The organism is Leucobacter sp. UT-8R-CII-1-4 (assembly GCF_030010235.1).
Lineage (GTDB): Bacteria > Actinomycetota > Actinomycetes > Actinomycetales > Microbacteriaceae > Leucobacter.
This window is the reverse complement of record NZ_JASCRS010000003.1, coordinates 337256-351763: the sequence shown is the minus strand read 5'-3', so window position 1 is coordinate 351763 and position 14508 is coordinate 337256. Positions and strand designations below refer to the sequence as shown.

Here is a 14508-nt window from a genome sequence, read left to right as displayed (position 1 = left end):
CTCGGTTTCCCGAGGGGTAGAGGTTACTTAGCTACTGAAACGTTCCGCAGCAGCGGTTCGCCGACCAGTGGGTTGCGTTCGTAACCGGTGACCCGGTTGTTCACGAGTGTCGTCCAGGTCTCGTCGCTCAGCCAGAGTGTGAGCTGGTTGTCCCACATGTAGGTTGCCGCAGCGTTGATAGCCGGGTTGCGTGCTTCGCCAACGGTTGCGTTCTGGGTTGCCACGAGTTCGTCGACCTTTGGATCAGCCAGGTTGAATACGGCCTGACCGGTTGCGCCGGTGAAGGTTGCGAGAATGAAGCTTGGGTCGTTGTTGAACGAGGCAAGCGTGTTCATGCTCAGGTCGTACTGTGGGTAGCTCGTGCGGAACTCGCCGACCTCAAGCTGGGTAACCTCAACATCAATGCCGATGTCCTTCAGGTTCTGCGCGATCGCCTGGTCGATTTCCAGCTGTCCTGGCACCAGTGTGCTGGTGGCCATGGTGAGCGTGAGGCCCTCTGACTTGCCGGCTTCGGCGAGCAGGCTCTTTGCCTTCTCTGGATCGAACTCGAACTTGTTGCTTGCTTCCTGGTAGCTCGCGAGGGTGGTTGGGATGGCGTTGAAGCCGACCTTGTTCACGCCGTGCATGATGCTCGCTGCAATGCCCTCACGGTCGATCGCATAGGCCAGAGCCTCACGGATCTTCAGATCGGCAAGTGCACCATTGTGCTGGTAGATCATCACGATCTGCGACGGTGGCGATACCGACTCAACCGTAATGTCGGCGTTGTCCTTGACCGCGTTCACGTAGTTCGGGCCGGTGCGGGTGGTGATGTCGATCTGGCCGGCGAGCAGTGCGTTCTGGCGGGCGTCAGCGTCGGCGATGTATCGCAGCACTACGCCGTCGTTCTTTGGTGCTCCGCCCCAGTAATCGGCGTTTGCTTCGAGGGTGATGTCGTCGTTCGCGTAGGAAACAAACTTGTATGGGCCGCTGCCGTTTGCGCCCTTTTTGAAGTTGTCCGGCGAGTCGATGTCGGCCTTCGAGAGGATCGACACCGCGGCGAGCGAGTTTTCAAGCGGGCCAAATGGCTGGTCGGTGCGGATCGTCACGACGTCGCCTTCAGCGCTTGCTTCGCCGGAGGTGAGCAGAATTGCCTTTGCGAGGGTTTCTGATCCGGGCTGCATGAGGCGGTTCAGTGAAGCGACTACGTCGTCAGCGGTCACGGGGGTGCCGTCGTGGAACTTCGCATCGGTGCGGAGTGTGAGCTTCATTTCGGTGTCGCTCACCCATTCCCACTCGGTGGCGAGGTTGGGGCCGATGTTTCCTTCGGCGTCCATCGATAGCAGCGTGTCGAATACGAGCGAGGCTACCTGCTCATCGACAAGACCGAAGGAGGCGGCTGGATCCCAATACGCTGCCGTGGGCGGTTCAGCGTTAGCAACGATCACTTGACCGCCGCGGTCTCCACCCGTGTTTCCTCCTTCGGTGGCTGGCGAGCTACATGCGCTCAACATCAGTGCGGCAGATGCGAGTACCGCGATACCCGCGAACCTCCAACGTCCCCGCATTACTCGTTCTGGCTTCATGGCCACTCTCCTGTTCATCATTGAACTTTCGGACTTTGGCAGGTGTTAGAAGTATCTGCCGAATACCGAGCATAGCGTAGACTGTCAACTGTTAACAATCTTGTGTCGAAACTGTTAACCTTCTTCAAAGTGCAGCTGTCTGCCAGCCCTCGAAGAAGAGGGCGCGACGAGAGAAAGTGTTCCCATCAATGAAGATTCGTAACGTAGTGAGCGCGGGGCTCATCGGCGCAACGCCCAAGGGCGGCTGGGCAAATGAGCTCAACCCAAACGATTCCCTGCACACCCTAATCGCCGTGCACACCGACGAAGGCCACACCGGGCTCGGCAGCGTATTCACCCACCAAGACTTGGTTGCTGGTGCACTCTCAGTGCTCAACGATTTGCTGGTTGGCATGGAATTTGATTCACCAACGGCGATCACCGAGCGCCTACATCAGGCAAACTTCTGGATGGGTCGAGGCGGCTCGATCACCCACACCATCAGCGGCGTGAATACCGCGCTCTGGGACATTTTCGGGCAGGTTACTGGCATGCCGATCAGCCGTCTGCTTGGCGGCAATTACCGCTCGAAAGTGCTGCCGTATGCCTCACTCTTGATGGACGACCCAGAGATAATGGTGCCCCGCCTTGAGGGCTATGCCTCAGAGGGTTTCCGCGCATTCAAGATTGGCTGGGGCCGATTCGGCCGCGATTCGGCAGCAACCGATCGCAAGATTATTGCGGCAGCGCGCGAGGCCGTCGGCCCCGATGCCGTGCTGGCAGTTGACGCCGGAGGCAGCGATGGCTTTTGGCCACACGGCTACAAGTGGGCAATCAACACAGCCCACATGCTGGCCGAATACAACGTAGCTTGGTTTGAAGAAGCGCTAAGCCCCGACGATCTTGCCGGGTACGTCGAACTGACCACCCACTCACCCGTACCGATCAGCGGAGCTGAAACACTCACCCGCAGGCAAAGCTTCACCCCGTTCATTGACGCCAGGGCATTCGACATTGTGCAGCCAGACGTCACCAAGAACGGCGGCATCGACGAGTCGATGGCGATCGGCCGACGCGCAGAAGAGGCAGGCATGCGCCTCATTCCGCACGGCTGGAACACCGCCGTGGGGCTTGCCGCAGATCTACATACGGCCGCAGCCCTGCCGCGCACCGACTTCGTCGAGTACTGCACCGGCTCTGCCTACATTGACGACATTGTCTCCGGCGGCTGGTCACTCGATGAGCAGGGAATGCTAGATATTCCGACTGGCCCCGGCCTTGGCATTACGTGGGATCGCGAAGCCATCGCACACTACACCCGGGGCGCTTCGCTGTTCATCGACTAAACAACAGCGCGGCCTAGCCGCTGTGCTCGTCGCCCAGTTGGGCGACGAGCACCCGCAGCGCTTCGGCAATATCGCTCATTGCGACATTCACGGCAGGTACCGGCTGCATCATGTCGAATCCACCGTGCACCAACCCTGCGAACTCAAAATAGTTCACTTCGACACCGTGTAATTCAAGAGCCTTGGCATAGGCCCGGTTTTCGTCGCGAAGCGGATCGTATTCGGCTGCGGCGATAATTGCTGGCGCCACCCCAGCAAAATTCGCTGCGCGAATTGGGCTGAGTAGCGGATCCCCCGCTCTGGTGAAGTCGGGCGCATATTCGCGAATCGCCCACTCAATATCTGCCCAGGCAACAAAGCATCCGACCCCGTTGGTGACCCGAGAGGGGTACGCGGTTGTAGCGATATCAAGGTCGACTACCGGGTACAGCAACACTTGCCCTTCGACCACATCGGTCTCCGTGTTTGCGAGCACGGCAGCGAGATTTCCACCTGCGCTGTCTCCGCCAACCAGAATCGAGCCTTCACCGCCGAGCTGATCGCGATGACTCGCCGCCCAGAGCAGCGCGGCACGAGCATCGTGCACTGCCGCCGGCCAGAACTGCTCGGGAGCCAGCGCATAGTCGACTGAAAGCACGGCAATGCCCGCTCTTGCGCAAAGCGCCCGCACCACTGCATCTGCGGTGTCGAGGCTTCCGGTTACCCAACCGCCACCGTGAAACCAGACCAGGGTAGCTGGGTTTGCAGCGTTCAACGGCCGGTACAAACGAGCGGAGATTTCGCCAAGTGGACCGGAAAAGCTGACTGCTTCGACCGAGCCAACCGCGTCTCGAGAATCAAGCGGAGCGAAACTCACGATATCGGCCTCATGGAATCGTCTTGCGTCAGAGATCGACACAGGCGCTTCACCTGGCCTGGCGTAATCGGAATCTGCTTCTTTTTCGTTCATGAGCGAAAGAATCTCTGCGACGATTGGCATTTGTTTCCCCTTGCACTTACAGTGTGCGCTGTCTGCGACGTCAGTCGTTAACGAGTGACCTCTTCAAGCAATTCGAGTACGTGACGGTACGGCATTCCGGTGGCACGTGACATACCGATCTCGCAGGTACGGTTCGCTGACACGTAGGCATCAAACCTGCCGCGATCTTGTTCTGCTTCACGCAACTCTGCACGCTCTGCAGCGGTGGCGCTCTCGGTGAGTTCGGGGTGCAACATGCCTCGGTCTCCCGCGAACGCGCAACAGCCCCAAGCATCTGGCACGTACACCTCATCGGCGACAAAATCGGCAATCTCGCGAAGCGCTGGAGTAGCGCCGAGCGCTGTAGTTGAGCAGCTTGGATGAACCGCAACTCTGCCAAAACTTCGCTTTGCCCTAAGCCCGGGCAGCGCTTCTCGAGCGAGAAACACTGTCGCGTCTTCGACGCGCAGGGCGCGATATTCGGGGTGCTCAACAAGCGCTGACCGAAGCATCACCTCAAGGCCTTCAGAACACGATGCTGCGTCACAGATCACTGGCAACGCGCCCTCATTGCTCGCGGCCCAGAGCGCGGCCAGTGTGCGCTCAGAAATAACGCGATACCCGTCGAGGTGACCTTTCGATTTCCAGGGGGTGCCGCAGCACAGCCCTCCGGCGTCATCGGGCACAGCATAGGCGATGCCTGCACGCTGCAGCACCGCTTGCACGGCGCTGCGTGATCCGGGATGCTCAGTCTCCGGGCCGAACATTTCGCCAATACAAGCGGCAAAAAACACCACCTGAGCCGAATCTTGCGAGCTAGCTGCTGCGAGCGCCTTTCGGTTCGAGGATCCTCCGGCGGGCAGGCCACTGTCATAGAGCGGCACTGAATCCGCACCGAGCAGAGCCCGGCCCACTCTGGTGACTCCGCGCACGAGCGGGGCCGGCACTGCCTTTGCGACGCTCAGCGCTACCCCGCCGAGCGAGGTCACGGTGCCCCAGTGTTTTGCTGCGGTGTTCCAAATTGCATTCTCAACCGGGTTTGCAGTCTCGGCGCGCAGTCTGCGCACCAGGTCTCCGGTGTTGATATCAACAGGGCACGCGACCCCACACATGCCGTCTACTGCGCAGGTCTGCACTCCGTCGTACTCGTATGAATCGCGAAGTTCTGCAAGCAAGGCAATGTCACCGCGCTGTTCGGCTGCCGCAATCTCGCGGCGCAAGACAATTCGCTGTCGCGGGGTGAGGGTGAGGTCTTTACTCGGGCAGCTTGGTTCGCAATATCCGCACTCGACGCAGCGGTCGACCTCCGACTCAACCTTCGGCGAAACTTTGAGGTGACGCACGTATGAATCGGCGTCCTCGCTCAGCACTACCCCTGGGTTGAGTAGACCGTTGGGATCGATCAGTCGTTTGATTGCCCACATCAAGTCGGTGAGTTTGTCACCGTATTGTCTGCGCACAAAAGGTGCCATTACTCGCCCGGTTCCGTGCTCGGCTTTGAGAGATCCTTCCTGCGCCAGAATGAGCTCGACCATGTCTTCGACGAAAGCCTGATGTCGGTCGATTCCGGCCTGGCTATCAAAGCGTTCAGTGAGCATGAAGTGAATATTGCCGTCTTTGGCGTGACCGAAGATCACCGCATTTTCGTAGCCGTGTTTCTCAAAGAGTTCGGCCAAGCCTTGGCAGGTCGCGTACAGTCGTTCAACTGGCACCACTACGTCTTCAAGCAGTGCCGTTGTGCCAGAGGGCCTCGCCCCGGCGATGGCGGCGTACAACCCCTTGCGCACATGCCAGAGCGAAGCTCGCTCGCTCGCATCTTCGGTGAGGTTTGGCGCCGAGACTAGGGGCAGCTTGGCTAATTGCTCAAGCGCTTCTGCGCTGCGTGTTTGCAGTGAGGCCGCATCGGTTGCATGAATCTCAACCAGGTAGGCGGCGTGCTGATCCACCGCAATATCGGTAATGAGAGCTGGTACGTCGCTGAGTCCCTGCGCCACCCGAAGCGAGGTTGAATCGAGCAGTTCGATTGTCGCGAGCCCCATTTCGACGAGCTGCGGCAGCGCCGCTGTCGCGTCGGCAAGTGTGCGAAACACCAATAGGCCCGTTGCAATGGCGGGCAGAATCGGTACGGTTGCGAATCGGGCTTCGGCGACAAACGCGAGGGTGCCCTCACTGCCGATAACAAGGTGCTCAAGGATTTTCACGGGGTCTTCAAAATCGAGCAGCGAGTTAATTCCGTAGCCCATTGTGTTTTTCATGCTGAAAAAGGCTTGTACTCGCTCAACGAGCGCGGGTTCTGCGAGCAACTGCTCGCGCAATTTGATGAGTCCCTGATAAATCTCGGGCTCCTGGCTTCGCAATTGCTTGTCGGCATCAGCGGATCCGGTGTCGAGCACAGTTCCGCTTGGCAGCACTAACAGCAGCGATTCAACGGTTCGGTAGCTGTTCTGCTCAACGCCACAGGCCATGCCGCTTGAGTTGTTGGCGATCACGCCGCCAATTGTGCAGGCGATTTCACTCGCTGGATCGGGGCCAAGTTTGCGGCCGTGGCGCAGCAGCCGAGTGTTTACTTGGCGCACGGTGGCGCCAGGTTCGGCGATCACCTGGCTTGCGTCTTGTGAGACTCGAATGCCCCGGAAGTTACGCCTGGTGTCTACGAGCACCTCGCCGCTTACTCCCTGGCCGGAAAGGCTCGTGCCACCTGAGCGAAATGTGATGCTGAGGCCCGCCTGCTGCGCCGCTTCGAAAATGGCAGAAACTCCGTCAGCGCTTTTGGGCACCAGCACTTCTTGCGGAACAAGGAGGTAGTGCGAGGCATCGTGGGCGTAGGCGAATCGATCGATCGATCTGCTGAGCTGCTCTGTCTCGTCACTCTCTAGCGTGCTGAGTGGTGACTCGACTCGCGCCGGTGCGACCATCGGGGTGCTCCTTTGTCACTTTTGCGGCGTCGCAACCGGGTTTGGCGGTTCGTGTATGCAACAGCGCATTTAAGATTGTCTGACAACTATACCTGAATGGCAACTGCGCTACGCTACTGCCATGCCAGCAAATCCCAGCCCTGCCCTGCAACTCGGCACCGAGCTCAATATTCGCGGCGTGGTCGACGCCGTTGCTGGCCGCCTGCGCGAAGCAATCTTCGCCGGTACGCTCGCGCCAGGCACTGCGGTAACCGAGGCTCTCGTCGCCAGCGAATTCGCAATCGCTCGGCCAAGCGCAAAAGCCGCAATCGAAAAGCTCACCGCCGAGGGCCTGCTCCAACGCACCGCGAACCGAAGCGCGAGGGTGCTCACAATCGACTCAGATGCCGTTCACGACATCTACCAGACCAGGCGCAGACTTGAGTCTTCCGCACTGCGCGAACTTGCCGAGGCTCGGCACGCGCCAAGTCGAGCTCACGCAGCAAACAACCAGATTCTCGCCCTACGCAGCGAACACCCGAGCGCCATCGTCGAGCATGATCTTGAATTTCACCTCTCGATCGTCGACGCGCTCAACAGCCCCCGCATGAGCGTGCTCTACCGCCGCATTCTCTCTGAGGTGCGATTGTGCATGGCTCAGGTGCAAGGCCGCAGACTATTGCACCCCGAACTCATTGGCGACGAGCACGCTCTCATTCTGCAAGCACTCGAGGGCGGCGAAGAAACCAGAGCCTGCGAGCTACTCACCACGCATCTGCACCGCGCAGAAACCCTGCTCGTCGACTCCCTCGAAACCGAGCGCTGAGACGCACTACTGGCGCAGCGCCTTGCGCGCCAAGCGGTTACCAAGGAACTGCAACAACTGCACCAGCAGAATAATCACAGCGGTCGCCACCAGCGTGACATCCCAGCGGAAGACCTGGTAGCCGCGGGTCAGGGCGAAGTCACCGAGTCCGCCACCACCAATCGCGCCAACCATTGCCGACATATCAACAATGCCAATCACGATATAGGTGTACCCGAGCACCAGCGGCCCAAGCGCCTCAGGAATCAGCACTGTGGCAATGATTCGCAGCGGCCTCGCCCCGGTGGCCCGCACCGCCTCGATGACTCCCGGATCCACCGCCACCAAATTCTGCTCAACGATACGCGCGATAGAAAAGACACCGCCAACGATCATCACAAAAATGCCCGCGTTTGTGCCAATAATGCTGCCGGTAACCACCTTGGTCAGCGGGCCAAGCACCGCCACCAAGATAATGAACGGAATTGGCCGAAACACGTTCACCAAAAAGTTCAGAGTCGCATTAAAGCCGCGATTCGCGAGAACCCCGCCCGGCCGAGTGACCGAAAGCGCGAGGCCCAGCAGGAGGCCAATAAACCCGGCGATCAACAGGGTGAATGACACCATGTAGAGAGTCTGCCCAAGGCCCTTCAAGAGCAGCGGCCACAGCGTTTCCCATGTCGCGTTCACAGTGCGACCTCCTCGATCGTTGCTTCTGCTCGCAATTGAGTGAGCGCCGCATCAATGTCGCCACCGCGCAGACCAAAAGTGAGCGAGCCAAATTGTTTGCCCTGCACCAAGTCGACCCCACCAAATGCCAGCGAGAATTCGACCCCATGCTGCGAGACCACTCGCGAGAGCAACGCACCGATGTCACTGCCGTCGGCAATTGTCACGGTGAACAGACGTTCTGCCCCGCGATCGCGCAGGGCAGTGAGCTGTTCAGCGTTTGGCACGTTATGCACTACCGTCGCGAGAAAGGCACGCGCACGCTCGGACTGCGGGTTTGAGAACACGTCAAAAGTACTGCCAATCTCGGCCACCCGCCCCGCATCAAGCACCGCAACCCGGTCCGCGATGGCCCGCACCACCTCCATCTCGTGCGTGATCACGACAACGGTGACACCAAGCTCACGATTCGTGCGACGCAAGAGGGCCAGCACATCGGCGGTTGTCTCTGGGTCAAGCGCACTCGTAGCTTCGTCAGCGAGTAGCACTGAGGGCCTGGCTGCAAGCGCACGTGCGATACCCACCCGCTGCCGCTGGCCACCTGAGAGCTGCTCGGGGTAAGCCCAAGCCTTCTCGGTCAGGCCCACAAATTCAAGCAATTCCCACACGCGATCTTCGCGTTCTTGTTTGCTCCATTTGGCCACGCGCAGCGGAAACTCGATGTTGCCAAAGACGGTACGCGAGCGCAGCAAATTGAACTGTTGAAACACCATGCCGATGTGTTCGCGCACCTCGCTGAGCTGCCGTTCGCCGAGCCCGCTCACCACCCGTCCATCAACTGTGACGGTGCCGCTGGTAACTTTTTCAAGCCCGTTAATCAAACGAACGAGAGTGCTTTTCCCTGCCCCCGAATAGCCGATCACCGCGAAGATCTCACCTCGACGAATGCTCAGATCAAGATCGCTGAGCGCCGGCACTGCGGCGGCCTGACGCTTGCCAGGCACACCAAAGGTTTTTGTAACGCCCTCAAAACGAATGATCTCTTCGTTTGCGTCGTGTGTGGAACCCGCATATGACATACAGACGAGCTTGACGTATCGCTGTTCACCGGGCGACTTGAAGCGTAACGGTGCGAAATATATTTTGCTCCCTTGGTAGCTTTTCGGCGAACATTACCAAGCTGGCAGACCACGAAACACCGCGATCTAGCCAATACTCAGCGCGCAACCTACCGCGCAGCCCACCCACCACCAGGAGCACAGAATGTCTACCGAACGCCCCGCCCGCCCCGAAAAGCCAAAGAGCCGGCTCGGCCTCTGGATCGGCATTGCCGTTGCTGCCGTCATCGCAATCGTTGCAGCCATCGTCACACCAGCTCTGCTGAACGCAAACTCGGCCGGAAACAATGGTGAAAACGGCGCATCGGTCGAGACCGTGAAACTCGGCGTAAACGACATCGCTGCTGGTCACTGGGAAGTGCTCGTTGATCTTGCCAAGGAAGAGGGCATTGACGTTGAACTTGTTTCATTCACCGACTACAACACCCCAAACCCAGCGCTTGATGCCGGCGATGTAGACATCAACAAGTTCCAGCACCTGCGCTTCCTCGCACAGTACAACGCGACTCAGGGCGGCGACCTCGTGCCACTGGCTTCGACCGAAATCTTCCCCATCGGCTTCTTCTCAAAGAAGTGGACAAGCGTTGAAGAAATCCCGGCGGGCGCTGAAGTCACGCTCTCGAACAACCCTGCAAACCAGGTGCGCCCACTCCTCGCGCTCTACAACGCCGGCCTAATTGAGTTCACCAAGCCCGCCGACTGGAGCGTAACGATCGACGACGTTGACTACTCAAAGTCGAAGCTTGGCAAGATCACCCCGATTGATCCAACACAGACCGCCGCATCACTCGACTCAGTCGATATCGCCTTCGTTGACACGCCATACCAGCTCGCTGCCGGCCTCGGCGAAAAAGAGCAGATCTACGTTGAAGACGCCGACCGCGACGACTTGCAGCAGTACGTAAACGTCTTCGCCGTGCGCGCAGAAAACGCCGATAACCCTGCGCTCAAGAAGGTTGCCGAGCTGTACCACCACCCAGACGTGATCGCAGCCATCCAGGCAGAAAGCGGTTACCAGGGTGTCTTCAAGCAGCTTGACGAAAAGACCCTAAAGAGCGTGCTCGCTGAGCAGGAGAAGGAATTCGCACAGCAGTAGCGTTTACCCGCAACGTTCAGGGGGCCGAGGATCGTGTGATCCTCGGCCCCCTGAACGTTTGCTGACGTTCGCTCGCCTAATAATTGAGCTCCCGCTGCAACAACTCGGCGACCGCAACAGCACCGGCCTCGGCCAACACGATTGTGTAGTGGTTCAATCCTGGCAAGCGCTCATGTCGCACGGTTGAGAAGTGTGGCAGCACCCGAGCGAGATAGTCTTCGGCGTACAGGCCGGGAGCCTCGTTCGCGAGGCCAAGCGGCACACTCACAAAAAGCACCGGCTTCCCCCATGCGGCGAGCGCGGCGAGCGCATCCGGCAGGGCCGCACCGGTATTCATATCGATCGTGTCGTCTGTGGTTGTTTGCAAGCTTGTCGCCGAACGCAATTGCGCCCCGACCGGCGCCATATCGTACGCGAAATACTCTTCAAGCTCGACTGACCAAGCATCAGCAAACGCCGGGTGTCCACGCCAAAACTCGAGATATGCGGCGACCGAGTCAAAACGCATAGAGAGCCGATCGGCAGTCGATCCAAGAATGGCTTTCACCAATTGCTCCGGCTGCAAGTCGGCCGGCGCATCGAGCGGCAAGCCGCCGTCAAGCAGAACCAAGCGTGAGACCCGCTCAGGTGCCGTGTGCGCAAGCACCACCGACACAAAACCGCCCATCGAGTGACCAATTACCGGTAGCGAATCGATTCCAAGCGCATCAAGCAAACTGACCATGTCTGCCGAGTGCGCCAGCATCCCTCCTGATCCAGCGATATCTCGACTCGAACCGCGCCCCCGCAAGTCAGGGGCGATAACCCGCACACCCGGCAGTTGGGCCACCAACAGCGGCCAGACAAGGTGCGAAGAGGTGATGCCATGAATCGCCAAAACCTGGGGAACCTCGGTGCCCTCTGCCACTTCAATTGGATCCCAGATGCCGACCCGAAGTTGACCACCCGCTACCGGCACATCGATGGTGCGGTATTTGTGACTGATCATCGAGCGCTCCACCCGCCATCCATCGTGTACGAAGCGCCGGTCACCATCGTGGCCGCGTCTGAAGCCAGCCAACCCGCAAGCGAGGCGACCTCGTCTGCCTCGACGAGCCGCTTTACGGCGCTTTCGGTCAGCATGACCTTCGCGACCACCTCGCTTTCAGCGATACCGTGCACCTTCGCCTGATCCGCAATCTGTCGCTCAACCAGAGGCGTACGCACGTAGCCGGGGTTAATACAGTTGCTCGTTACTCCGTGGGGACCACCCTCAAGAGCGGTCACCTTCGAGAGCCCCTCAAGCCCATGTTTCGCTGCGACATAGGCAGATTTGAACGCGCTCGCCCGCAGACCGTGCACACTCGAAATGTTGATCACACGACCCCATCCGCGCTCATACATGCCTGGCAGCGCCGCACGAATCAACAGAAATGGTGCCTCAAGCATGATTCGCTGGATCAGCCGAAATTTCTCGGGATCAAAATCTTCAATCGGACTCACCTGCTGAATTCCGGCGTTATTCACCAAAATGTCGGCGTTCAAGCTCAGCTCGTCGAGCGCACGAGTGTCACTCAGATCGACCTGCCACGACTCACCACCGAGTTCAGCTGCGGCGGCGGCTGCGGCATCCGCGTTGATATCGGCGATCACCACTGTGGCACCACGGTCAGCGAACTCGCGAGCACACGCCAAACCGATGCCGCTCGCGCCACCGGTAATCACGGCCCGTTTTCCGTTGAGATCTTGCGTAGTCATTCGCTACTCCTTTGTGCTGCTGAGTTGGGGGCACCGAGCGCATTTGCGATGAATCGCATCATTGCGTCGAACACCTCTGGGTCTATCTCGCTTGGTCTCTGCTCATCGCCGTCTCGCTGCCAGAGCAAAAAGCGCATACCGATCAATTCGCCCATGCCCATCAGCGCCCAGGCGGCAATCTCAGGATCGAGCGCCGGGTCGATATCGCCCTGTTGCTGCGCTGCCGCAAGCCCGACCGCGTATCCTTCGACGATGCGCTGGTAGTGCATGTGCATCACCGCGGGAGAAACAAATTCTGCCTCGCGCACTACGCGATACAGTGCCGGGTGCTGCGCGGTGAAGCGGAAGAAACCCTCAAAGCCGCGCCGCTCCGCCTCAACTCGGTTGCTGGCGCCCACCATGGCTTCGCTCATTGATTGGCGTACTCGTCCGTTTAAGTCGAGCACGAGCGCTTCAAACACGCTGCGTTTGCTGTCGAAGTACAGGTAGAAGGTGCCGAGAGCTACACCGGCCCGCTCGGTTACTTTGACGATGGAGGCTTCGTGGTAGCCGTGCTCGGCAAATACGTCTTCGGCGGCTTCAAGAATGCGTCGCCGGGTGGCTTCGCCTCGCTTGGTCAGTGGCCGTCCGGTGGTTGACGAAACAGCTTGCCCACCCTTGGTTTCGGGGATACTCCTGATGTCAGGCATGTGCCTTTCCCTTCGTCTTGGGGTTTTGCGCAGGATCAACAAGCGTCTGCGCATTGTGTTGCGTACCTACTTCAGCCACACCACAGAGTTTCATCGCCAGATCTTGAAGCCTTGTTCGCGCCACTTTTTCAATCGTGCTTCGCGGTAGCTCTGCCACAAACTCGACCCGCGCAGGCAGTTTGAAACTTGCAATTCTGGTGCGCGCAAAAGCGAGCAGTTCGTCTGCACTCAGCGGTTCACGCGTCACCACAAATGCGAAACCGCGTTCACCCCAAACTGGGTCGGGCACCGCGACTACCGACGCCTCTTCAACCAGTGGGTGCGCAGTGAGCGCAAATTCAACTTCTGCGGGCGCGACATTTTCACCACCAGAGACATAAATGTTCTTCAAACGATCGATGACCCGATGCACACCGTGCGCATCGCGGGCGACCAGATCACCCGTGCGCAGCCAACCGTCGCTCATCGCGCGCTCGGTTGCCTCATCGTCATCAAGATAACCAGCGAACAGGCTTGGCCCGCGTACCCAGAGTTCCCCGGCAGCTGCGCCTTCAAGCACCAAACCAGAATCTGGGTCAACAATGCAAGTGTCCACGGTGGGATATGGCCGACCGATTGCCTCGGGATTTGCAGGCAGATCCTCGGGTCTGAGAAACAGCACGTTGGGCGCAGCTTCAGTGAGTCCATAGCCTTGGGTGAGGTGCACGCCGCGGGCAGCCCAAGACTCAGCAAGGTCTCGGGGTGTCGTGGCACCACCAACTACCACCCGGCGCAGCGAACTGAGATCAAAACGATCAAGATGCGGCACGTCGAGCAGCATTCGGTACTGGGTTGGCACGCCCATCACCGTGGTGACTCGTCGCTCCTGAATCAGTTGCAACGCACGCTCTGGCTGAAACGACCGTTCAAGCACAACTGTCGCACCGACCCACCAGGCAAGCAGAGGTTGCACGTTCCACGCTGCGACGTGGTGCTGCGGCAAAATCGCGAGCACCACGTCATCGCGTGACATCGGCATCGCCTGGCTCAGTGCCAAGTTGTTCCAGAAACAACTCGCGTGGGTGAGCACCACTCCCTTCGGAGCTGCTTCGCTGCCAGAAGTGTAGATCACCAGAAGCGGATCATCACTCTGTGGGGCGCGACGCTCGCGAACGAATAGCGCTCGCGGTGCCTGCTGCTCAATACCCACCGAGCCGAGTGGGGCGCAGCGGGGCAGCGCTGTTGAAGCTGAAGCACCGCTCGCGAACAATCTCAGAGCTTCACTCGCCAGTGACGAGTGTTCTTCTTCAATCAGCACCAAATCGGCACGACTGCGCCGAAGCAGTTCAGCGAGCTCTGCGGGGGTGAGCCGCCAAGAAAGTGGCACAAACGCGGCACCGAGCAGCGCACAGGCAAAAAACGCCACGACGTGATCAACTGAATTACCTGACACCGTGCAGATGCGCGCGCCCGACCCATAGCCTGCCCCGCCTAAGGTATCGGCGAGGGAACTCGCGCGAGCGTAAAGCGTTGCATAGTCGACGAGCACGCCTCGATCGTCGATCGCGACGCGATGTGGATCGGCGCTGGCCCGATCGCGCAGCCAGCGACCAATCGTGTGGTCACCCTCAGTGGTCATATCTCTGTCTCAGTTCTGATGCGAGTGCGGAGCA

The 14508-nt window shown here is 59.3% G+C and carries 12 protein-coding genes; 3 read left to right on the top strand and 9 right to left on the bottom strand.

Annotation, left to right across the window (positions count from 1 at the left end):
* Positions 1–23 precede the first annotated feature (23 nt).
* Positions 24–1565, bottom strand: a complete 1542-nt coding sequence (locus QBL02_RS08940; RefSeq protein ID WP_282726069.1) for an ABC transporter substrate-binding protein — start codon at positions 1563–1565, stop codon at positions 24–26.
* A 188-nt stretch (positions 1566–1753) separates the two neighbouring features.
* Here QBL02_RS08940 and QBL02_RS08935 point away from each other — a divergent pair, with 188 nt between their 5' ends.
* Positions 1754–2890 (top strand): mandelate racemase/muconate lactonizing enzyme family protein, encoded by a 1137-nt coding sequence (locus tag QBL02_RS08935; RefSeq protein WP_282726068.1) that lies wholly within the window; start codon positions 1754–1756, stop codon positions 2888–2890.
* A 13-nt stretch (positions 2891–2903) separates the two neighbouring features.
* Here the strand turns inward: QBL02_RS08935 and QBL02_RS08930 are convergent, their stop codons facing one another.
* Positions 2904–3869 carry an alpha/beta hydrolase gene (locus tag QBL02_RS08930; protein WP_282726067.1) on the bottom strand — a complete coding sequence of 322 codons (966 nt, stop codon included), beginning with the start codon at positions 3867–3869 and terminating at the stop codon, positions 2904–2906.
* A 47-nt stretch (positions 3870–3916) separates the two neighbouring features.
* Positions 3917–6763, bottom strand: coding sequence for an FAD-binding and (Fe-S)-binding domain-containing protein (locus QBL02_RS08925; RefSeq protein WP_282726066.1), 2847 nt, complete (start codon positions 6761–6763; stop codon positions 3917–3919).
* Between the two features lie 121 nt (positions 6764–6884).
* Between QBL02_RS08925 and QBL02_RS08920 the strand changes: the two genes are divergently transcribed.
* Positions 6885–7568, top strand: a complete 684-nt coding sequence (locus QBL02_RS08920; protein WP_282726065.1) for a GntR family transcriptional regulator — start codon at positions 6885–6887, stop codon at positions 7566–7568.
* 6 nt (positions 7569–7574) lie between these two features.
* Here QBL02_RS08920 and QBL02_RS08915 read toward each other — a convergent pair whose 3' ends face one another.
* Together QBL02_RS08915 and QBL02_RS08910 are read right to left on the bottom strand one after the other, a co-directional pair.
* On the bottom strand, positions 7575–8174 hold the full coding sequence (locus tag QBL02_RS08915; protein ID WP_282726212.1) for a methionine ABC transporter permease: 600 nt from the start codon (positions 8172–8174) through the stop codon (positions 7575–7577).
* 59 nt (positions 8175–8233) lie between these two features.
* Positions 8234–9295, bottom strand: a complete 1062-nt coding sequence (locus tag QBL02_RS08910) for a methionine ABC transporter ATP-binding protein (protein WP_282726064.1) — start codon at positions 9293–9295, stop codon at positions 8234–8236.
* Positions 9296–9479: 184 nt separating this feature from the next.
* Here QBL02_RS08910 and QBL02_RS08905 point away from each other — a divergent pair, with 184 nt between their 5' ends.
* On the top strand, positions 9480–10430 hold the full coding sequence (locus QBL02_RS08905; RefSeq protein WP_282726063.1) for a MetQ/NlpA family ABC transporter substrate-binding protein: 951 nt from the start codon (positions 9480–9482) through the stop codon (positions 10428–10430).
* Positions 10431–10506: 76 nt separating this feature from the next.
* Here QBL02_RS08905 and QBL02_RS08900 read toward each other — a convergent pair whose 3' ends face one another.
* From QBL02_RS08900 to QBL02_RS08885, 4 genes are read right to left on the bottom strand one after another with little or no spacing between them, the layout of a single operon-like run.
* Complete coding sequence (locus tag QBL02_RS08900; protein ID WP_282726062.1) at positions 10507–11418, bottom strand: alpha/beta hydrolase; 912 nt, start codon at positions 11416–11418, stop codon at positions 10507–10509.
* Positions 11415–12167, bottom strand: a complete 753-nt coding sequence (locus QBL02_RS08895) for a 3-hydroxybutyrate dehydrogenase (RefSeq protein WP_282726061.1) — start codon at positions 12165–12167, stop codon at positions 11415–11417. The genes QBL02_RS08900 and QBL02_RS08895 overlap by 4 nt, the downstream gene beginning before the upstream one ends.
* Entirely contained in the window at positions 12164–12856 is a 693-nt protein-coding gene (locus tag QBL02_RS08890; RefSeq protein ID WP_282726060.1) for a TetR/AcrR family transcriptional regulator, read from the bottom strand. The genes QBL02_RS08895 and QBL02_RS08890 overlap by 4 nt, the downstream gene beginning before the upstream one ends.
* Positions 12849–14474: an AMP-binding protein gene (locus QBL02_RS08885; RefSeq protein WP_282726059.1), complete on the bottom strand. Its 1626-nt coding sequence runs from the start codon at positions 14472–14474 to the stop codon at positions 12849–12851. The genes QBL02_RS08890 and QBL02_RS08885 overlap by 8 nt, the downstream gene beginning before the upstream one ends.
* Positions 14475–14508 lie beyond the last annotated feature (34 nt).

Excerpts from the sequence above, each read along its gene's own strand:
- QBL02_RS08940 (WP_282726069.1), bottom strand. The coding sequence starts at position 1,565 with ATGAAGCCAGAACGAGTAATGCGGGGACGTTGGAGGTTCGCGGGTATC.
- QBL02_RS08935 (WP_282726068.1), top strand. The coding sequence starts at position 1,754 with ATGAAGATTCGTAACGTAGTGAGCGCGGGGCTCATCGGCGCAACGCCC.
- QBL02_RS08930 (WP_282726067.1), bottom strand. The coding sequence starts at position 3,869 with ATGCCAATCGTCGCAGAGATTCTTTCGCTCATGAACGAAAAAGAAGCA.
- QBL02_RS08925 (WP_282726066.1), bottom strand. The coding sequence starts at position 6,763 with ATGGTCGCACCGGCGCGAGTCGAGTCACCACTCAGCACGCTAGAGAGT.
- QBL02_RS08920 (WP_282726065.1), top strand. The coding sequence starts at position 6,885 with ATGCCAGCAAATCCCAGCCCTGCCCTGCAACTCGGCACCGAGCTCAAT.
- QBL02_RS08915 (WP_282726212.1), bottom strand. The coding sequence starts at position 8,174 with ATGGTGTCATTCACCCTGTTGATCGCCGGGTTTATTGGCCTCCTGCTG.
- QBL02_RS08910 (WP_282726064.1), bottom strand. The coding sequence starts at position 9,295 with ATGTCATATGCGGGTTCCACACACGACGCAAACGAAGAGATCATTCGT.
- QBL02_RS08905 (WP_282726063.1), top strand. The coding sequence starts at position 9,480 with ATGTCTACCGAACGCCCCGCCCGCCCCGAAAAGCCAAAGAGCCGGCTC.
- QBL02_RS08900 (WP_282726062.1), bottom strand. The coding sequence starts at position 11,418 with ATGATCAGTCACAAATACCGCACCATCGATGTGCCGGTAGCGGGTGGT.
- QBL02_RS08895 (WP_282726061.1), bottom strand. The coding sequence starts at position 12,167 with ATGACTACGCAAGATCTCAACGGAAAACGGGCCGTGATTACCGGTGGC.
- QBL02_RS08890 (WP_282726060.1), bottom strand. The coding sequence starts at position 12,856 with ATGCCTGACATCAGGAGTATCCCCGAAACCAAGGGTGGGCAAGCTGTT.
- QBL02_RS08885 (WP_282726059.1), bottom strand. The coding sequence starts at position 14,474 with ATGACCACTGAGGGTGACCACACGATTGGTCGCTGGCTGCGCGATCGG.